The 19,818-nt window shown below is 72.0% G+C and carries 16 protein-coding genes; 3 read left to right on the top strand and 13 right to left on the bottom strand.

From position 1 onward, the window contains the following. The first annotated feature begins 132 nt into the window (after positions 1 to 132). A complete protein-coding gene (gene ligD / locus ASF23_RS03180) occupies positions 133 to 1,152 on the top strand; it encodes a non-homologous end-joining DNA ligase (protein WP_055949225.1) in 1,020 nt (339 codons plus the stop codon). 19 nt (positions 1,153 to 1,171) lie between these two features. Here ligD and ASF23_RS18110 read toward each other — a convergent pair whose 3' ends face one another. The 8 genes from ASF23_RS18110 to ASF23_RS03150 form a co-directional block, all read right to left on the bottom strand. Next, positions 1,172 to 1,321 (bottom strand): hypothetical protein, encoded by a 150-nt coding sequence (locus tag ASF23_RS18110; RefSeq protein WP_156364079.1) that lies wholly within the window; start codon positions 1,319 to 1,321, stop codon positions 1,172 to 1,174. Then, complete coding sequence (locus ASF23_RS18105) at positions 1,318 to 1,482, bottom strand: hypothetical protein (RefSeq protein WP_156364077.1); 165 nt, start codon at positions 1,480 to 1,482, stop codon at positions 1,318 to 1,320. The genes ASF23_RS18110 and ASF23_RS18105 overlap by 4 nt, the downstream gene beginning before the upstream one ends. Positions 1,483 to 1,699: 217 nt before the next feature. Continuing rightward, positions 1,700 to 2,770 (bottom strand): ATP-dependent DNA ligase, encoded by a 1,071-nt coding sequence (locus ASF23_RS03175; protein WP_055948666.1) that lies wholly within the window; start codon positions 2,768 to 2,770, stop codon positions 1,700 to 1,702. Between the two features lie 442 nt (positions 2,771 to 3,212). After that, positions 3,213 to 4,898: an AMP-binding protein gene (locus ASF23_RS03170; protein ID WP_055948664.1), complete on the bottom strand. Its 1,686-nt coding sequence runs from the start codon at positions 4,896 to 4,898 to the stop codon at positions 3,213 to 3,215. 178 nt (positions 4,899 to 5,076) lie between these two features. Then, complete coding sequence (locus ASF23_RS03165) at positions 5,077 to 6,132, bottom strand: phosphotransferase family protein (RefSeq protein ID WP_055948661.1); 1,056 nt, start codon at positions 6,130 to 6,132, stop codon at positions 5,077 to 5,079. Further along, positions 6,129 to 7,190 (bottom strand): DUF7064 domain-containing protein, encoded by a 1,062-nt coding sequence (locus ASF23_RS03160; RefSeq protein ID WP_055948658.1) that lies wholly within the window; start codon positions 7,188 to 7,190, stop codon positions 6,129 to 6,131. Before ASF23_RS03160 ends, ASF23_RS03165 begins: the two co-directional genes overlap by 4 nt. After that, the gene (locus tag ASF23_RS03155) at positions 7,187 to 7,951 is read right to left on the bottom strand and encodes an enoyl-CoA hydratase/isomerase family protein (protein WP_055948655.1); all 765 of its coding nucleotides are present in this window, start codon (positions 7,949 to 7,951) and stop codon (positions 7,187 to 7,189) included. Before ASF23_RS03155 ends, ASF23_RS03160 begins: the two co-directional genes overlap by 4 nt. Next, positions 7,951 to 8,778 carry an enoyl-CoA hydratase/isomerase family protein gene (locus ASF23_RS03150; RefSeq protein ID WP_055948652.1) on the bottom strand — a complete coding sequence of 276 codons (828 nt, stop codon included), beginning with the start codon at positions 8,776 to 8,778 and terminating at the stop codon, positions 7,951 to 7,953. Before ASF23_RS03150 ends, ASF23_RS03155 begins: the two co-directional genes overlap by 1 nt. 36 nt (positions 8,779 to 8,814) lie before the next feature. Between ASF23_RS03150 and ASF23_RS03145 the strand changes: the two genes are divergently transcribed. Next, positions 8,815 to 9,489, top strand: a complete 675-nt coding sequence (locus ASF23_RS03145; protein ID WP_055948649.1) for a hypothetical protein — start codon at positions 8,815 to 8,817, stop codon at positions 9,487 to 9,489. Between the two features lie 153 nt (positions 9,490 to 9,642). On the opposite strand, the gene ASF23_RS03140 is transcribed toward ASF23_RS03145, so the two are convergent. The 4 genes from ASF23_RS03140 to ASF23_RS03125 all read right to left on the bottom strand — a co-directional run bounded on the left by ASF23_RS03140 (position 9,643) and on the right by ASF23_RS03125 (position 14,419). Further along, on the bottom strand, positions 9,643 to 10,764 hold the full coding sequence (locus ASF23_RS03140) for an MBL fold metallo-hydrolase (RefSeq protein WP_156364075.1): 1,122 nt from the start codon (positions 10,762 to 10,764) through the stop codon (positions 9,643 to 9,645). Positions 10,765 to 10,957: 193 nt separating this feature from the next. After that, positions 10,958 to 11,599, bottom strand: a complete 642-nt coding sequence (locus ASF23_RS03135) for an FMN-dependent NADH-azoreductase (RefSeq protein WP_055948643.1) — start codon at positions 11,597 to 11,599, stop codon at positions 10,958 to 10,960. 145 nt (positions 11,600 to 11,744) lie between these two features. Then, entirely contained in the window at positions 11,745 to 13,319 is a 1,575-nt protein-coding gene (locus ASF23_RS03130; protein ID WP_156364073.1) for a hypothetical protein, read from the bottom strand. 170 nt (positions 13,320 to 13,489) lie between these two features. Then, a complete protein-coding gene (locus ASF23_RS03125) occupies positions 13,490 to 14,419 on the bottom strand; it encodes a LysR family transcriptional regulator (RefSeq protein WP_055948637.1) in 930 nt (309 codons plus the stop codon). A 92-nt stretch (positions 14,420 to 14,511) separates the two neighbouring features. On the opposite strand from ASF23_RS03125, the gene ASF23_RS03120 reads away from it, so the two are divergent. Beyond that, the gene (locus ASF23_RS03120; protein ID WP_055948634.1) at positions 14,512 to 18,000 is read left to right on the top strand and encodes a proline dehydrogenase family protein; all 3,489 of its coding nucleotides are present in this window, start codon (positions 14,512 to 14,514) and stop codon (positions 17,998 to 18,000) included. A 140-nt stretch (positions 18,001 to 18,140) separates the two neighbouring features. Here the strand turns inward: ASF23_RS03120 and ASF23_RS03115 are convergent, their stop codons facing one another. Continuing rightward, positions 18,141 to 19,790 carry a long-chain-fatty-acid--CoA ligase gene (locus ASF23_RS03115; RefSeq protein WP_055948632.1) on the bottom strand — a complete coding sequence of 550 codons (1,650 nt, stop codon included), beginning with the start codon at positions 19,788 to 19,790 and terminating at the stop codon, positions 18,141 to 18,143. Positions 19,791 to 19,818 lie beyond the last annotated feature (28 nt).

The following is a 19,818-nucleotide window of genomic DNA, read 5'->3' as shown; positions in this document are numbered from 1 at the left end:
CATGTTTGCGCATCGAGCGACATTGCGGGGCAGATGCGACGTCGGTTCCGCAGGACGATGTCGCTGCATGCGGACGCATCCTGGGTGACCGGCTCACCGCTGGTGCGCGGGGTGCATGAGTACCGTTCAGGGATGGTGAGCGAAGCGACGACCGTGACGGTGCCCGGTCCCGACGGCGACCGGGAAGTTCGCGTCTCGAGCCCCGGCCGAGTGCTCTGGCCGGACGCGGGGCTGACGAAGCTCGACCTCGCGAACTACCTCGTCGAGGTCGGCGACGCCTTCGTCCGTGCGAACGGCGGGCGGCCGATCTCGCTGCAGCGGTTCCCGGGTGGTGTCGACGGCGAGCAGTTCTTCTCGAAGAACCCGCCGAAGGGCGCCCCGGAGTACGTCCGCTCCGTCGAGGTGACCTACCCGAGCGGCCGGAGCCACCCGCAGCTCGTCATCGACGAACCTGCGGTCGCCGTGTGGGCCGCGCAGATGAACACCGTCGTGTTCCACCCGTGGGCCTCGCGTGCGGACCGCCCGGACTTCCCCGACCAGCTGCGGATCGACCTCGACCCGCAGCCCGGCACCGACTTCCGCGATGCGATCCCCGCGGCGCAGGAGCTCCGGACGGTCCTCGACGAGGTCGGTCTCGGCGCGTGGATCAAGACCTCGGGCAACCGCGGACTGCACGTGTTCGCCCCGATCGACCCCGAGTGGGAGTTCCTCGACGTCCGCCATGCCGTGATCGCCGCCGCCCGGGAGCTCGAACGCCGGATGCCCGACCAGGTCACGACGGCGTGGTGGAAGGAGGAGCGCGGACAGCGCATCTTCGTGGACTACAACCAGGCGAACCGCGACCGCACGATGGCCGGCGCCTACAGCCCTCGGGCGCTGCCGCACGCGTCCGTCTCCACGCCGCTCGAGTGGGACGAGCTCGAGCACACCGATCCGACCACCCTGACGATCGCGACCACACCCGGACGGCTGAAGCGCGCCGGTGACCCGTGGGAGGACATGCACGCGTCACCCGGGCGGCTCGAGGGGCTGCTCGGCTGGTGGGAGCGTGACCTGGAGGACGGTCTCGGCGAGATGCCGTTCCCGCCGGACTTCCCGAAGATGCCGGGGGAGCCGTCGCGCGTGCAGCCCTCGCGGGCACGGAAGGACTAGCGGGCGCCTGCCCGCTCGGTCAGATCGTCGTCTCGATGCCCTGGTCGGGCTCGTCGTCGCGCAGCGTGTACGGGGGCGCGGCGATGCTCGCGGTCCGGAACCGCGACAGTCGCGACCATGTGGTGCGGTGCGCCTCGGAGATCCCGTCGACCGGGTGCTGGCCGGTCACGCGCCGAGCCAGATCGTGACGGCGGCGAGGCTCGCCACGGTGACGCTGACGATGCCGGTGATGGTCGCGCTCGCGATGAGTGCGCGGAGCTGCCGTGACTGACGGACCTCGGTGAAGGGGGTTCGCTGCGACGTCCGCCGGGGGAGGAGCTGTGTGCTCATGGCTGTTCCTCGTGCTCATGTGACCGCAGGTCACCGGGGTCCCGGATGCTGATGGAATCATCGTGACACGAAGTCGCCGGTTCGTCGCATCACGGGGACGACATCGCGCAGGATGGACATTCGACAGAGGCTTTTCGGGGGACAAGGGTGACGAGGACATCGGGATCGGCCCGCGCGTCACTCCCCGATCGGGGGACGACCTGCCAGTGAGTGATGCTCACTGAAGCACCCTGCCGAGGTCGTACGCCGCCGGGACCTCGAGCTGGTCGAACGTGCACGACGACGCGAACCGGTCCGGCCTCCAGCGTTCGAACTGCACCGTGTGCCGGAACCGGTCGCCCTCCATCTGGTCGTACCGGACCTCGAGCACCCGCTCCGGCCGGAGCGGGACGAAGGTCGTGTCGCGACCCGACGAGAACCGGCTGCGCTCGCCCTGGCCGACCACGGGCCTCCCGTCCGCATCGCGCACCACGAGGGGCTCCAGCTCCGCGACGAGCTCCTGCCGACGGACGTCCGAGAACGCCGAGACGCCGCCGACCTGCCGGACCTCGTCCCCGTCGAACAGACCGAGGAGCAGGGACCCGACGCCCGAGCCGCTCTTGTGCACCCGGTACCCGATCGCGACGACGTCGGCCGTCCGGTGGTGCTTCGCCTTGAGCATCGTCCGCTTGCCCGGTGCGTACGGCGCGGTGCGGGGCTTCGCGACGACCCCGTCGAGGCCGGCACCCTCGAACTGCTCGAGCCAGCGACGGGCCTCGTCGACGTCGAGTGTGGTCTGGGACAGGAACAGCGGGTCGGCGAGGGACTCGGCCAGCGTCTCGAGCGCGGCGCGACGATCGTCGAAGGGCAGGTCGGTCAGGTCGCGGTCCTCGAAGCGGAGCAGGTCGAAGGCGACGAACGCGGCCGGTGTCGCCACGCTGAGCTGCTCGACTCGGGAGGCCGCGGGGTGGATGCGCTGGGACAGGGCTTCCCAGTCGAGCCGCTCTCCGGGAGCGTTGTCGCCGGTGTCGTCCGTCGGCCGGCGGACGATGATCTCGCCGTCGAGCACGCACGGCCCGGGGAGCTGTTCCGCGAAGGCGGCGACGAGCTCCGGGAAGTACCGCGTCAGCATCTTCGAGCCACGGCTGCCGATCTCGACGTCCGTGCCGTCGAAGTAGACCAGCCCGCGGAACCCGTCCCACTTGGGCTCGTAGCGGAGTCCGCCTTCGACGGAGTCGGGCTCGGGGACGCTTGTGACCGCCTTGGCGAGCATGGGCTGGACGGGGTTCTCCGCGGACGGCAGGGTCATGGGACCATCCTGCTCCCACCCCGCGCCGCGGCACCGCGGACCGCGCGTGGAGCCCCGATTGGCGCATCACACCACGAACGGCGCATCGCACCCGGGGTGATCAGTGGTGCCTTGCGCCGGGAGTGGTGCGATGGGTGAGAAGCGGTGTGGCGGGTGGTGGGAGTGCAGGCACCGCGGACCGTGCATCGCACCACGAACGGCGCATCGCACCCGGGGTCACCCGTGGGGCGATGCGGCGGGAGTGGCGCCTTGCAGCGGGAGTGGGGCGATGCAGCGGGAGTGGGGCGATGCGGCGGGAGTGGGGCGATGCGGCGGGAGTGGCGCCATGCAGCGGGAGAGGGGCGATGCAGCGGGAGTGGCGCCTTGCAGCGGGAGTGGTGCCATGCGGCAGCCGTGGTGCGATGCGCGACGACTGCCGCGCACCGCGACCTGTGCCCGATGCTCAGTCGCGCGAGCTCGACACCCCGTGCAGCTCCGCCTCGATGGTCGCGGCGATCTGGTCGCGCAGCACGTTCTTCCGCACCTTGCCGACCGGGGTCATCGGCAGCGTATCGATCACGACCACCCGCTCGGGGAGCTTCTGCACCGCGATCTGCTTGGCGCGCAGGAAGTCCGTCAGGTCCCCGAGCGACGGCTCGTCCTGCCCGGGAGCGACGACCACGAAGGCGCAGGACCGCTCACCGAGGCGGGCATCCGGCATCGCCACGACGGCCACCGAGCGCACCGCGGGGTGCTCCGACAGCATGTCCTCGACCTCGCGGGACGAGATGTTGATCCCGCCCCGGATGATGATGTCCTTGATCCGGCCGCTGACCCGGACGAACCCGTCGGGGTCCATGTGGCCGAGGTCCCCCGAGCGGGAGAAGCCCTCGGGTGTGAACAGCTCGTCGGTCTGCTCGGGGTCGCGGTAGTACCCGAGCATGTGCGACGGGCCGCGGTACGCGATGTCGCCGGACTCGCCGAGTGCGACCTCGTGCCCGTCCTCGTCGACGACCATGATCGCCGAGTCCTTGAGCGCACGGCCGTCGGACAGCACGGACTTCTCGGCCGGGTCCTCCGGCGCGCACAGCGACGTGGTCATGTTCTCGCTCCGACCGTAGAGCGACAGGATCTGGCACGACGGGAACATCGCCCGAGCGGCCTGCACGGTCGCCCCGGGGATCGGCGCACCGGCACAGACCCAGTACCGCATGGACGACATGTCGTGCCGCTCGGGGTCGTAGGACTCCATCACGGTCGTCAGGAAGGTGGTGCTCGTGACGGTGATGGTGCAGCCGAAGTCCCGGATGCGGTCGATGCCCTCGTCCGGCTGCCACACCGGCATGAAGTGGGTGCCGCCCCCGGCGAGCAGGGGCTCGAGGAGGCCGGTGATGAGCCCCGTCGAGTGCGACACGGGTGACGGGTTGAAGAACACGTCGTGCTCGTCGACGTGCAGCCGCTCGTTGAGCACCACCGCCGCGGCGTACACGGTGTTGAACGTGTGGTAGCAGCCCTTCGGACGGCTCGTGGTGCCGGAGGTGTACACGACGAGGAACCCGTCGTCGGGGGCGGCCGTCTCGCCGAGCGACGCGTCGATCTCGTCGAGGTCGCCCTGCACGAACAGTGACGCCAGGTCGGTCCCGCCGAGGTCGGCGAGGTTGCCCGGGTACTCGGCGCGCGCGATCACGACGTGCTCGAGCGTCTCGATGTCGTCGCGGAGCGAGGTGTACATGTCGAGGTGGTCGAAGCGGTGGAACACGTGCGGGCCGATGACGACCCGCGCCTCGGAGTGCCGGAGCACGTACCCGACCTCGTCGTGGCGGAAGATCGGCATCGTCGGCACCAGGATCGCGCCGAGACGGGAGATCGCGGTGACGATCACGGCGAACTCGGCCCAGTTCGGCATCTGCACGACGACACGGTCGCCCCGGCCGACCCCGAGGCCCTTGAGCCCGGCGGCGAGGCGGATCGCGTCGTCGCGGAGCCGTCCGTACGTGAGGCTGAGCGTGCCGTCGGTGACGAAGGTCCGATCGGGGTGCTGGTCGGCGCGCTCGCGGACGATGTCGATGAGGACCCGGTCCTGCCAGTCGCCGCTCGCGTAGTACTGCTCGACCTGTTCCGGGCTGTAGTGACCGATCGTGTTCGTCATTCGTGCTCCTGTTCCGACTCTGCTGGTTCGGAGACGGGACGGTTCCCGGTTGGTCCGGGCGCCGCACGTGGCCCGCGGCGACCCCGGTCTGGTCTCCGGGAACGGCGGCGCGCTGCGTGTGGTTGGACTCGTCTTCGGCCGATTCCCAGGCTAACAGCGACGATCGTTCACCGTTCCGCTACCTGTCCGACGAGAAGTCGTGTCGTGACTTGTCGGCAGCCTCCAAGAACGCAGCCACCTTGTCGGTGCCCGCGTAGTACGGATCGCCGTCGCCGCGCTCGTACCGCCTGCGGCTGTACTCGTAGAGGACCGCGAGCTTCCAGTTCGCGAGCGTCACGTACCAGGACATGGACTGGAGGGACGCCCCCGTCGTCTCCGCGTAGTGCGTCGCGAGCATGGCCGGGTCCGGGAACCCTGCCGCACTCGTCGCCGATCCGAGCTCCTGCACGGGGTTCCGGGGTCCGCCCGGGCCGGACCACGCCGCGATCAGGTAGCCGAGGTCGACGAGCGGATCGCCGATCGCCGCGAGCTCCCAGTCGAGGACGGCGGCGACACGAGGAGCGTCCGGGGCGAGCAGCACGTTGCCGAGCCGGAAGTCGTTGTGCACGAGCGCGGCGCCGGACTCCGCGGGTGCATGCCGCACGAGCCATGCGTCGACGTCGGCGAACGCGGCCGGTGGCGCGCCGTCCTGGTCGGCCACGAGCATCGCGAGCCGGTCGCGCTGCCGGAGGTTCGCGCCCTGCGGCCGACCGCGGAGCCCGAGCGAGTCCCACGGGATGCGGTGCAGGGCCGCGAGCGTGTCGACGAGGTCGAACGCCAGTGCCGTCCGGTCGTCGGCCGTGGCGAGGGTGTCCGGGAGCGTCGTGGTGACGACCGGACCGGCGACGTACGACATCGCGAAGCACGGGACGTCGAGCACGTCGCCGGCCTCGGCCACCGCGAGCACGCCGGGGACGGGCACCGCGTTCGGACCATCGTCGTCGGCATGGGCGTGCACGGCCGCGATGATCCGCGCTTCGCGGAGGACGTCGTTCGCGCCCGGCGGGGTGGGCGGCGGCGGCGGACGACGGACCACGACGCGTCGCGAGTCCGCCCCGGTGACGAGGTAGGTGATGTTCGCGTGACCGTCCCCGATCGGACGGACCGTGACGGGCTCGGACACCAGGTCGTGCCGCGCGAGCCACGTCCCGAGCGCCCCGGTCGTGGCGGCGTCGGGCTGCATCGGGTCGCTCATGCCGGCGCGCTCGGTCCCTGCTCGCCGCGGCGATCCGTGCCGCGGGCGTCCGCCCCGCTGGGGTCCGAACCGCCGAGGTGCTCGAAGTACGGCGTCGGCCACTCGGTCTCGAACTGTCCGACGCCCTCCTCGCCGTCGATGCGCGCGGTGCACGCACCCTCGAGGATGGTGGTCCCGGTGCGTTCGTCACCGAGGTGCACCACCCCGAAGACGTCGAGCTCGAGCGATGTCGCCCCGCCGTCGACGTCGTGCAGCACGGCACGCAGGGTCTGCTGCTGGAACCGATCGTCGTACGTCGCGGCGTGCTCGATCGTCCGAACCGGGACCGTGACACCGTCGCGGAGCACCGAGCCCGCGAACCCCCACGTGCCCCGGGCGACCCAGATCCAGCCGTTCACCGCGGCACCCGACGGCGTGTAGGCCACGAACCACTTCCAGTGCTGCGGGGCGCGCCAGTCGCGCATGCCCCACGAGTGGTCGCGGTGGCCCATCGGTCCGAGCTCGTACGATCGGTCGCCCGCGCGGAGAACACCCTCGACCCGGCCGGTCTGCTCGATCCGGTCGAGCGCGAACCACGACGGCAGTCCGTCGGGGTTGTCGTGGTACGAGAACGCGTCCTGGATCGCCCGGAACGACAGGTCGAGGTCGAGGTGCTCCGAACGGACCGAGACCGTCGCGGTGCGGAGCGGCTCGAGGTTCCGGATCGTCAGGGACCCGACCGAGAAGTCGTCGAAGTCCATGTCGTCGGGGACGCGTCCGCCGTCGAACTGCCGGACGAGAGGGACGCCGGGTCCCCCCCACACGACGACGTTGTAGCCGGCCGCGCCGGTCCCCGTGACGAAGAGGTACACCTGCAGCGCGACCTGCTCCTCGGCGAGCACGGTCTGGAAGAACAGGCTGTCCCGCATCCGGCCGCCCGGTTCCGGACGGTGACGCCGGTCGTCCTCCGGACGCACGCCGGTGCGCGCGACCGGCACCGTGCCTCCCGTCCGTCCTCCCGCCGGTTCGCCTGTCGGTCTGGAGGCGGTGCTCGCGTCGTTCCCGTCGGTCGCGCTCATGCGCGGTCACCGAGGGCCTGGCGGACCGAGACCTCGTACGACGGGGTCTCCACGGCCCTCCCGAGCGATCGCTTGCCGATCCTGGTGCCGCGACGCGCGGGATCCGCCATGGTGCGCGCGAGTGCGACCGCCTGCTCCTGCAGGAGCGCGACGTGCGCGGCGGCCTCGGCGTCCGAGCCGGCGTCGACGACGCGGTCGAGCAGGCCGATGTCCAGGGCCTCGGGTGCCCGGACGGTCCGGCCGGTGAACGAGAGCTCCGCGGCGACGCCCGGGCCGACGACACGGGGGAGCATCCACGAGGTGCCGAGCTCGCCGACGGAGAACCCGACCTTGACGAACGACGCCGTGAAGCTCGTCCTCGGCACACCGATCCGGATGTCGGCCGCGAGTGCGATGGACAGGCCGCCGCCGGCCGCGGCACCGTTCACGGCCGCGACGACCGGGAACGGCAGGTCGTGGACGGCCTGGAGCGCCTCGCTCGCGGTGTCCTCGATGTCGAGGAACTCCGGGATCGTCGTCGCCCGGAGTCCCGGGATCGCGGCGAGGTCGTACCCGGCGCAGAACGCCCGGTCGCCGGCGCCGGTCAGCACGAGCGCGCGGGTGCCGTCGCGGCGGAGCTCCCGCGCGGCGGCACCGATCTCGGCGAACACCGCGGCGTCGACGGCGTTCATCTTCGTCGGGTTGTCGATGCTGAGCCGGCTGACCCCGTCGCCGAGGTGCTCGACGGTGATGCCCTGCCATGCCTCGGCGCGCGCGGCCATCACGCGTTCCCGAACGACGGCTGGCGCTTCTCGAGGAAGGCCTCGAGCGCCTCGGCCATGTCGGACGTGCGCGTGAGGAGGGTCTGCCCGCGGTTCTCGAGCTCCAGGTGGGCGTCGTACGACGGGATCTCCTGCGCGGCCTGCAGTGCGCGCTTCGAGAGCCGCACGCCCGCCGGGGAGTTCGCCGCGATGGTCGTCGCGAGGTCGAGTGCCGCGGCGTCGACGTCCTCGGCGACACGGTTCACGAGGCGGACCCGGGCGGCCTCGTCGGCGTCGACGACGCGGCCCGTGAACACGATGTCCGCGGCGATCGACGGACCGACGAGCCGGGGGAGCAACCACGAGACGCCGAGCTCGCCCGCCGCGGTGCCGAGCGGTGTGAACGTCGCCTGGAAGACCGCCGACGGCCCGGCGATCCGGATGTCCGCGACGAGAGCGAGGGCGAGCCCCGTGCCGCTCGTGCTGCCGTCGATCGCCGCGACGACGGGCACGCGGAGCGACCGGATGGCCGCGAGGACGTCGGCGGTGCGCTCCTGGCGGTCGAGGTCTCCCGGGATGCTGTCACGCTCCCGGTCAGCGAGCTCCGCGACGTCGTAGCCGAGCGAGAAGTGCTCGCCCGTGGCCCGGAGGACGACCACGCGGACGTCGACGTCTCCGTGCACGCTGTCGGCGAGGTCCTCGAGCGCCTGGACCATCTCGGTGTCGAGCGCGTTCCCGGTGCCCGGGCTGTCGAGGGTCGCGACGAGCACGCCCGGAGCCGGCCGTTCGACGCGGACGGGGCTCTCGGCGGCGGAGTCGGACGCGGAGGTTCCTGCGGGATCGTTCACGTGGACGAGACTATCGCCGCCCTAGAGTTGTCTCCCATGGGGAACGACAACGGGGCGGGTCGTCGACGCGGCGGCATCATCGGGATCGCGGTGGTCGCGGCCTACATCGTGCTGCGCTTCGGGCTGCTGGCCTGGCGCGAGCACGAAGAGGGCATGTCCACCGGCGGGATCGTCATCTCGCTCGTGCTCATCGCGCTCGCCGTGTTCGTCGTCATCGAGATCGTCTTCGCCGTCTCCCACGCCCGCACCCGCAGCCGGGAGCGGGCCCTCGCGACCCAGCACCCCGGTGCGCACCTGGCTGCGGTGACGATGAAGCGCGACCTCGCGAAGGAGATCGAGAACGCGGCCTCCATGCTCGGCACGACGCTCGTGGGCCGACCACCCCGTCGCGGGTACGCCACGCTCGTGGCCGACCACAACGGCATCGGCGTCTACACCGGCGGCAGCACCCCGACGCTCGTCCTCGGGATCCCGCGGCAGTTCGTGCAGTCCGTCGGGTCCGGGGAGACCACCGCCGGCGGCCGCTATCAGTTCGGCCGGGTCGACGCACTGCGGGTCGTCGTGAGCAACGGACAGTGGACGGCGATCGACCTGCCGGTCTACCGGACGGTCATCGGGTTCCCGAAGACCCTGCGCGGTGCCGAGCTCGACGCCCGGGTCCGCGAGGTCGCGGCCGCCGCGGGTGTGCAGGTGCAGACCGCGCCGTACTGAGCGGGCACGCTCGGGCGCTCGGGCGGACCGTGCGCTCGACCGCTCGGTCGGACCGTGCGCCTGTCGGTTTTCGGGCAGAGCGACCGATCGCGGCCGAATCCCGGGCGATCTCGTCGCTTTCCGGGCACAGCGACAAGCCGTACCGGGGTGGGATCAGCTGCGCGAGGCCGCCCGGACCTCGTCCTGGCGGCCGAGCGCGCGCACGTGGAACCCCGTCTGGGTGAGCGCGGAGGCCAGCAGGTACCCGGTCATCGAGTCGATCCCGCCGCGGAAGGGCACCCGCGAGGCGACCTCCCACATCGTCGGACGCTCGCCCCGCGCGGCGAAGTCGTCGAGCGCCGCCGCGACGGCCTCCTGCCGCTCGCTGCGGTGGTCCGCGAGCACCGCAGCACGCGTGCCGACGTCGGCGAACCGGTACTCGTGCCCCGGGCAGACCTCGAGCGGGGCGCGTCCGGACGACCGGTCGATCGCGGACACCCGGTCGAGGGAGGCCAGGTAGTCGTCGAGCGGGTTCGTCGTCGACCGACCGCCGAGCCCGAGTCCGGAGTTGATGCGCGGGAGCACGTGGTCGCCCGTGAACAGCAGCCCGTCCGGCTCGTCGACGAAGCACAGGTGGCCCGTCGTGTGCCCCGGGGTCCACAGCGCCCGGATCGTCCGCCCGGGTACCGGGAGGAGGTCACCGTCCTCGACGACCAGGTCGGGCGACACCGACGGGATGTCGACCGAGGGGATGCGCCGACCGGACCCCCACTTCTCATGCAGCTCGGGCAGGAGCGCGGACGGGACACCCCACCCGGTGATGTCCTCGTCGTCGAGGGCACGGTCCTCGAGCTGGTGATCGATCGCGAACGCCTCGGCGGGGTGCATCGCCACGCGCGCCCCCGACCGGGCACGGACCGCGGCGGCGGCACCGACGTGGTCGATGTGCAGGTGCGTGACGGCGACGAGCGCGACGTCGTCGAGCGAGTGCCCGATCATCCGGAGTCCGTCGTCGAGGAGGTCGAGCGTCGCGTCCACACCCCACCCGGGGTCGATGAGTGTGAGGGAGCCGTCGGAGCCCTCGACGACGTAGGTCAGCGTGGAGTCGGGGATGCCGGCCCGGAACGGGATCGACATCGTCCAGACGCCGTCGCGGACCTGCTCGAGCGGCGGCAGCTGCCCCGAGCGGAGGGCCTCGGCCTGCACGGCGGAGATCGGGGCGGGCGGGCTCGGCGGGCGCGGGGTCGGAGCGCCAGCGGTGCCTGCGGGACCAGCGGGGGCAGCCGGGTTCGTCACCCGGCCACCCTACCGACGCGGCCGACCTGCGCGACGCGTGTCGTCCCTCCCGGCCGCGCGCGCGGAACCGGTTCTGCCCCAGCGGGCGTCAACTGTGCCAGGGAGTCCCTCGGCCAGTTGACGCTCCCTGCGACAGAACCGTTCGGGGCAGAACCGTTCGGGGCAGAACCGTTCGGGGCAGAACCGTTCGGGGCTACAGCGTCCGCGCCAGGCCGACGAGCTCCGCACGCGCGGCCTCGAACTCGTCGTGCGACCGCTCGGAGAACTCCGCGAGCCCCGGCAGCACGTCCGCGAGGGTCAGGCTCGTCGTCACGGGGTGCACGTCCATGCCGAGTGCGGTGCCGAGGATGAGCTGCAGGACGGGGCTCCCGTGGTCCCAGTGCTCGGACGGCGTGCCCGCGTCGTACGACCCACCACGGGACACGACGGTCACCGCGGGACGCCCGGCGAGGGGCTGCACGTCACCGGGCTCGGCGGGTGCCAGGACCCCGGGGACGTGCACGCGGTCGATCCACGCCTTGAGGGTCGACGCCACCGTGTAGTTGTAGAGGGGCGAACCGACGAGCAGCACGTCCGCCCCGAGGAGCTCGTCGATGACCTCCTGCTGCAGGGCTTCGGCCCCGTCGGGGATCGAGGCACCCGGCTGCCGGGCGGACTCCGGCCAGTGCAGTGCGGACGCCTCGAGGTGCGGGAGCTGGTCGACGTGCAGGTCGCGGCGGGTCACGGTGTACTCCGGTCCGCGGGCGGTCCACGCCTCGGCGAACGCGGCGGTCAGGGCGCGGGAGCGGGAGTGTGCGAGGTCGGCGGAGGAGTCGAGGTGCAGGAGGTTCGGCATGTGCCAACGGTACCGATCCGCAGCCGGGCATGGCGGGAGCCCGCCACCCCGGTGGGGTGACGGGCTCCGGTCAGGGGATCCGTTCCTCCCGTCCGGTCATCGGTGACCGCCCACGGGACGGTGACGATGCGGACTGGAGGGACGGTCAGCGCTGGGTGCGTCGGCGACGGAACCGCAGGACGGTCACCGCGGCACCCGCGGCGATGAGCCCGAGCGCCCAGGCGAGGAGCCCGGCGTCGTCGGAGCCGGTGTGCGCGAGACCCGAGCGGTGCGCGGTCGCGACGGCGCGCGTCGGGGCGGCGGCCGGGACGACGATCGTCGAGCCGACCGGTGCGACGACGGGCGTGGTGGCGACCGGCGTGGTCACCGCGGCACCGGTCACGGTGACCGACCAGGAGATCGTGTACGCGCCGGCGCGGTACGTCAGGGTCCGGGCGCCCGAACCGTGGAACACGACCCCGGCGGGGACGTCCTCGGACTCGGCCGTGATCGTGTCCGCCGCGTTGCTCGACGTCAGCGTGCCGAGCTCGAACGCCGACGCCGACTCGTTGCCGAACTCGTCCTCGAAGAACGCGTTGACGGCCAGGGCGGTGCCGTCGGTGACGGTGACCGGGTCCGAGGAGCCGTCGAGGCTGTCCGCGAACCAGACGTCGTCCGAGTTCTCGTCCGTCGGCAGGAGGTACCCGAACAGGCCGGCCGTGGCAGCCGGGTCGACGACGAGCGACACGCTCTGCGAGGCCGAACCGGCGGCGTTCGTCGCGGTGACCGTGTAGACGCCGGACTCGGCGAAGAAGGGCGTCCCGGAGAACAGGCCGTTCGTGAAGGTCACGCCGTCGACGAGGGGGTTCTGCGTGGTGTCGATCGAGTAGTCGATGCCGGGGTCACCGGTCGCGGTCGACAGGTAGCTCAGCTCCTCGCCGGCGGTCACGTGGACCTCGACGCTGGTCTCGGCGAAGCCCGGGGCTCCCGCCGGCTGCACGAAGCGCTGCGCGGCCCCGGTGCGGGTGGTCTGCTGCGTGCCGTCCGTGCTCGTCGCGGTGATCTGCACGGTGATGCGGGTCGCGAGGTCGGCGGCCGTCAGCGCGTAGGTCGCGGTGGTCGCTCCGAGCACGGCGTTCCCGTCGCGGAACCACTGGTAGGTGGTGGTGCCGACATCGGTGCTGCCCTCGAGGCTGGCGGTGAGGGTGTCGCCGACGCGGGCGTTCCCGTCCACGACCGCGTTGCCGGCGAAGAAGGACTCCTCGGGGTCGGCGGCCGCGGGCGTGACCGTCGTGGGCGTGCTCGACGACGGTGCGTTCGTCGCGGGGGTCGTGTCCGCGGGCGTGGCGTCGGCCGGGGCGGTCGCGGTCGGCGTCGTGTCGGTCGGCGTCGCGCTCGTCGGGGTCGTGGCCGCGGGCGTGGTGCCCGTCCCGCTCGGGTCCGTGCCGGCGTCCGGTGTCGTCGCGGTGGATCCGGCGGACGTGCTCGGAGCCGTGGTGCCGGGCGCCGTCGTGCTCGTGTCGGCGGTGCTCGTGCCGCTGTCCGCGGGTGCGGAGGTCGGCGTCGATGCGTCACCGCTCGCCGGGCTCGACGTGTCGCTGCTCTGCGACGTCGCGCTGGTCGGCTCCGCGGCGGACGCGGCGCTGACGCCGAGCCCGCCGAGTCCGGCGGCGAGGCCGACGATGGTGACGGTCGCCCCGACCGCGCACGCGCGGCGGAACGGAGTGGTGCTGTGGTCCACGGAGATCCCCTGTGTGTCCGAGACCCGACATGTGTTCACATGTCGAGTATGTGAATCAGCCATGAATCTGGCTGTGCCCAGATCGTAGGGGGTTCAGGAGACACTGTGCGAGACGGTCCGCCGAAAGCCCCACGAACTGGGGGACGGGCGGACCGCGGCGTCGAGCAGGGTCATCGTGCGGGGGCGACCCCGTCCGGGTGCGCCCGCTGCGCCACCGCGGCCCGCTCGAGCGTCTCGCGGAACGCCCGGACGGCCGGAGAACGCCGTCCGGACTCCCGCTCCGACGTGAAGATCGTCCGCCGCGGCGACCCCGGCAGCTCGACGAGCCGCGCCGGTGTCGGCCGTCCGGCCCAGACGAGGTCCGGGATGAGGCACACCGCGTTGCCCGACTCCACGAGGCGGATCTGGGTCTGCAGGTCGGCGGTCTCGAAGCGCACGTCGGGCTCGAACCCCGTCGACCGGCAGAGCTGCTCCGCGAAGTGCCGGGACGCGGTCCCGCGCGGCTCCATCACCCACGGCATCGCTGCCGCCTCCGCGAGCGTCGACACAGGGCGCAGCGCGACGTCGACCGGTGGGAGTGCCAGTCGGACGGCGTCGGTCGTCAGGTCGCGCCGGTCGAGCCCCGGGTGTCGGGGAGCGGCATGTGCCGGGTACTGCTCGGCGATCACCATGTCGAAGTCGCGTGCCCACGTCTCGTACAGCGCCGACTCCGGTTCACGCTGGACCATCTCGACGCGGACGTCGGGGTGTTCTTCCGCCATGGCCCGGAGTGCGAACGGCATGAGGGCGAGGGCGGCCGACTGGAACACGGCGACACGGACCCGGCCCTGCACCGTCGTCAGGGTCGACTCGAGGGCGGCCTGTGCGGCATCGAGCGTGTCGAGGACCTCGCCGGCAGCCGCCACGAGGACCTCCGCCTGGGGGGTGAGCTGCACGCGGCGGCCGGCCTTCCGGAGGAGCGGCACGCCGGCCTCGCGCTCGAGCGTCGCGAGCTGCTGCGACACCGCGGAGGGCGTGAAGTTCATCGCGTCGGCGACCGCGGCGATGGTCCCGCGGACACTGAGCTCTCGGAGGATCACGAGGCGTCGGACGTCGAGCATCGGTCGGCTCCTCCACTCGGTAGCTGTACTGAACATGATGCATCACGAATCATCGCTTTCCCTACAGTGTCCCCGCGCTCCACACTGGTCACATGACCGACACCGCTGCCGTTCCTGCCGCATCAGCCGCGCCCGCCGACGACGCGCTCGCCGCCGAGACCGTCGCGCTCGTCCGCCGCTGGCTCGACGAGGCATCCGGGTACCCGGTCGACGGCAGCGCCGCGCAGCTCGCCGGCGTCCTCAAGGACCCGAAGGGCCTGGCGTTCACGGTCGGCTTCGTCGACGGTGTCGTCCGTCCGGAGGACCTGTCGGTCGCGGGGCGCACGCTCCGGACCATCGCACCGGACGTCCCCACGTTCCTCCCGGCCGCCATGCGCGGTCTGGTGCGCCTCGGTGGCGGACTCGCACCGGTCCTCCCGGGTGTCGTTGTGCCCCTCGCGCGCCGTGTGCTGCGCGAGATGGTGGGCCACCTGATCATCGACGCGACCGACGCGAAGCTCGGTCCGGCGATTCGGAAGATCAAGAAGCCCGGGATCCGACTCAACATGAACCTGCTCGGCGAGGCGGTCCTCGGCGAGCAGGAGGCGGCCAGGCGACTCGCGGGGACGATGGCGCTCCTTGCACGCGACGACGTCGACTACGTGTCGATCAAGGTCTCCTCGACCGTGCACCCGCACTCGCCGTGGGCGTTCGACGAGGCCGTGCTCGACATCGTCGGACAGCTCCGACCCCTCTTCGAGCGCGCCGCCGCCGCGTCGCCGCAGAAGTTCATCAACCTCGACATGGAGGAGTACAAGGACCTCGACCTGACCATCGCGGTCTTCACGGCGCTCCTCGACGAGCCGGCGTTCCTCGGGCTCGAGGCGGGGATCGTCCTGCAGGCCTACCTGCCCGACGCCCTCGGCGCGATGCAGCACCTGCAGGAGTGGTCCGCCGCCCGTCGTGCCCGCGGCGGCGCGGACATCAAGGTCCGGCTCGTCAAGGGCGCGAACCTGCCGATGGAGCAGGTCGAGGCGTCCGTGCACGGCTGGCCGCTCGCGACGTGGCACACCAAGCAGGACTCCGACACGAACTACAAGCGCGTGCTCGACTGGGCGCTCACCCCCTCGCGCGTCGAGAACGTCCGGGTCGGTGTCGCCGGCCACAACCTGTTCGACGTCGCGCACGCCTGGCTCCTCGCCGGGCAGCGCGGTGTCCGCGACGGCATCGACTTCGAGATGCTCCTCGGCATGGCGCAGGGGCAGGCCGCCGCCGTGCAGAACACCGTGGGCTCGCTCCTCCTCTACACGCCGGTCGTGCACCCGGCCGAGTTCGACGTCGCGATCGCGTACCTGATCCGTCGGCTGGAAGAGGGTGCGTCGCAGGACAACTTCATGTCCGCCGTGTTCGAGCTGTCCTCGTCCCCGTCCCTGTTCGCACGGGAGGAGTCGCGGTTCCGGGCATCGCTCGCCGCTCTGGGGGCTCCCGGGGCGCTCGAGGCCCCGGCGCCACACCGGTCGGCGGACCGGTTCGCGGCTGTCGTCGCCCCGACCGTCGGAGCGTTCTCCAACACGCCCGACACGGATCCGTCGATCGCCGCCAACCGCGCGTGGGCGCGCGCGATCACGGAGCGGGTCACCTCGTCGACGCTGGGGGTCGACGACATCGACTCGGCGCGGGTGACGGACCCCGGATTGCTCACGTCGACACTCGACCGGGTCCGTTCGGCGGGCGTCGAGTGGGGCGCGTGGACCGGAGTGCAGCGGGGTGCCGTCCTGCACGCGCTCGGCGACGCCCTCGAGGCGCACCGCACCGAGCTCGTCGAGGTGATGGGCGCCGAGGCCGGCAAGACGATCGACCAGGCCGACGTCGAGGTCTCCGAGGCCGTCGACTTCGCGCACTTCTACGGGGAGCTCGCCGTCGGTCTGTCCTCCGTCGATGGTGCCTCGTTCGTTCCCGCTGCGCTGACGCTCGTCACGCCGCCGTGGAACTTCCCCGTCGCGATCCCGGCCGGGTCCACTCTGGCCGCGCTCGCCGCCGGGTCCGGTGTCGTGCTGAAGCCCGCCGGACCCGCGGAGCGCTGCGGTGCCGTGCTCGCGTCGGTGCTGCGAGCGGCGCTGGCATCCGCGGGGGCTCCCGCTGACGTGCTGACGCTCGTGCAGGTTGCCGAGGACTCGTTGGGTGAGTCGCTCGTGGCGTCGCCCCTCGTCGACCGGGTGATCCTCACCGGCGCGTACGAGACCGCTTCGCTGTTCCGGTCGTTCCGCCAGGACCTGCCGCTGCTCGCCGAGACCTCGGGCAAGAACGCGATCATCGTCACGCCGTCGGCCGACCTCGACCTCGCGGTCAAGGACGTCGTCGCGTCGGCGTTCGGGCACGCGGGGCAGAAGTGCTCGGCGGCGTCGCTCGTGGTGCTCGTCGGGAGCGTGGCCCGGTCGAAGCGGTTCAAGAACCAGCTGCTCGACGCGGTGTCGTCGCTCACCGTCGGGCTGCCGTCCGACCCGACGACGCAGATGGGCCCGATCATCGAACCGGCGGCGGGCAAGCTCCTCACCGGGCTGACGACGCTCGGGCCGGGGGAGTCGTGGATGCTGCGACCGAAGCAGCTCGACGAGGCCGGTTCGCTCTGGTCGCCCGGTGTTCGTGGCGGGGTCCGGCGCGGATCGGACTACCACCTCACGGAGTACTTCGGGCCGATCCTCGGGGTGATGACCGCGTCGTCCCTCGACGAGGCGATCGACATCGTCAACGAGGTCGACTACGGCCTCACCTCGGGGCTGCACTCGCTCGATCCCCGCGAGCTCAGGACGTGGCTCGAGCGCATCGAGGCGGGCAACCTGTACATCAACCGGGGCATCACCGGGGCGATCGTCCGGCGGCAGCCGTTCGGCGGGTGGAAGAAGTCGGCCGTCGGTCCGGGCACGAAGGCCGGTGGACTGTCGTACCTGATGGGGCTCGGGTCGTGGGTGCCGACGCAGGCATCTGCGGGCGGTGCCGTGACCGACCGGGCCGTGACGCGCCTCCAGGCCGATGCCGGGCCCGCCCTGTCTCCGGCTGCGCGAGCGTCCCTGGATCGCGCCGTGGCGTCCGACGCGCTCGCGTGGTCGACGCTGTTCGGTACGGCGGATGACGTCTCCGCGATCGAGGCCGAGCGGAACGTCGCGCGGTACCTGCCGTGGCCGTCGCCGGTGCTCGTGCGGCTCGCCGCCGACGGGTCGATCGGGGACCTGGTCCGGGTCGTCGCGGCGGCCTCGGTGGCCGGTGCCTCGGTGGCGGTGTCGGTCGACCCGTCGGTGTCACTGCCCGCGGTCGTGTCGAACGCGCTGCGGACCGTGCCCGCTGTCACGTCACTGTCGATCGCGTCGTCGTCTTCGTTCCACGAGTCGGTCGTCCGGATGGACGGTGGTCGGGTCCGGCTCATCGGTGGGTCGTTCGCGGCGCTCGCTGCCGCGACCGACGGGCGACCGGACCTCGCGGTGTACGACGGCCCCGTGACGGAGTCCGGCCGCGTCGAGATGCTGCCGTTCCTCCGGGAGCAGGCGGTGTCGATCACGGCGCACCGGTTCGGGACGCCGAACGCGCTGTCCGCGGGGCTGCTGTAGCGGAGGGGCGGGGCGGGGCGGCCGTTCCGGCTCCGGGTGTTCGGAACACCGCCATCCATGGCGAACACCCGCATCCGGGTGTTCGCCGTGGACGCGCGTGTTCAGAACACCCGCCCCGCCCGAGCGCCGCGCCGCGCCCCCTACGCGCCGACCACCCCGATGCTGCTCGTCGGGGGCGCCACCGCCGCGGGCGCGGCGTCCGCGAACTCCGCCACGAGCTGCCGCTTCAACACCTTGCCCGACGGCCCCAGCGGCAGCGCGTCCATCACATGGACGACGCGCGGGAACTTGTACGCCGCCATGTGCTCCTTCGCGTACGCGATGAGCTCGTCGGCGACCTCGGCGTCGAGCGTCACGCCGGGCGCAGCGACCACGGCCGCGTGCACCTCCTGCCCGTGGGTGTCGTGCGGCACCCCGAACACGGCGATGTTCCCGACGGCCTCGTGGTGGTGCATGATCGCCTCGACCTCGGACGGGTACACGTTGTAGCCGTTCCGCACGATCATGTCCTTCTTGCGGTCGACGATCGTGATGTGGTCGTCCTCGCTCATCGTGCCGAGGTCGCCGGTGCGGAAGAACCCGTCGACGACCGCCTCCGCCGTGGCCTCCGCACGCCCGAGGTACCCCTTGAACAGCAGATGTCCGCGGACGACGATCTCGCCGAGCTCGCCGAGCGGGAGCGGCACGATGCGGTCCTCGACCTCGGCGTCGGCGATGACCACGTCGACACCCCACAGCGGGATCCCGACGGTCCCGGGCTGCGTCGGGATGCCGATCGGGTTGACGGCGACGATCGGCGAGGTCTCGGTGAGCCCGTACCCCTCGTGCACCGGTGCCCCGAACGTCTCCTGGAACTGCTCGAGCACGGCGACGGGCAGTGAGGCGCCGCCGGACACGCAGAACCGCAGCGGCGGTCGCGCGTCGGTGACCCCGGCGGCCTGGAGGAGCGCGATGAACATCGTCGGCACGCCGTCGAACGCCGTGACGCCGTACTCGACGCACGCCTCGAGCGCCTGCACCGCGTCGAACTTCGGGAGCATCACGATGGTGCACCCGCGGCGGAACGCGGTGTTCAGCACGGCGGTCTGGCCGAACGTGTGGAAGAGCGGGAGCCCGCCGAAGATGACGTCGTCGTGCGTCAGGTCGAACACGTCGAGAAGCGACACGTGCACCTGCTCGACGAGCGCGACGTGCGATCCGACGGCGCCCTTCGGCGTCCCGGTCGTCCCCGACGTGTAGAGCAGCGTCGCGGCGTCGATCGGGCTCGTGGAGACGTACCGGTCGATCGGGGTCGCGTCGGCGGCGAGGTCCTCGAGGCGGGGGACGGGCACCTGCGGCACCATCTCGTCCGGCACCATCACCGAGAGCACCGGGATGCTGACGGCCGCGGCCGCGGGGAGTGCCTCGCCGAGCATGGGCGCGGCGACGACGGCGACCTTCGCCCCGCTGTCCCGGAGGACGTGCTCGATCTCGTCGTGCTTGAACAGCAGGTGCACCGGGACGGCGACGGCGCCGAGCGCGAGGATCGCGTAGTAGACGCGGGGGAACGCGGGGACGTTCGGGATGATCATCGCGACGCGGTCGCCCTTCCCGATCCCCATGTCCCGCAGCACGCCGGCGGTCGCGCGCGCCTGGTCCCACAGGTCGCGGTAGCTGACCTCGTGCTCCGGCCCGTCGTTGCCGGCCCAGATGACCGCGGTCTTGTCGGGGTGGCGGTGGGCGGACTCGGCGAGGATGGCGGCGACGCTCAGGGTGGCGAGGCCGGGTCCGGTCAGGACATCGTCGTTCATTCCGGTTCCTTTCGGTTGCGTGATCGAG

Origin of the sequence: Curtobacterium sp. Leaf261, assembly GCF_001422205.1 — a bacterium.
In the GTDB taxonomy this organism is placed as follows: domain Bacteria; phylum Actinomycetota; class Actinomycetes; order Actinomycetales; family Microbacteriaceae; genus Curtobacterium.
This window is presented reverse-complemented; position numbering and strand designations above follow the sequence as displayed.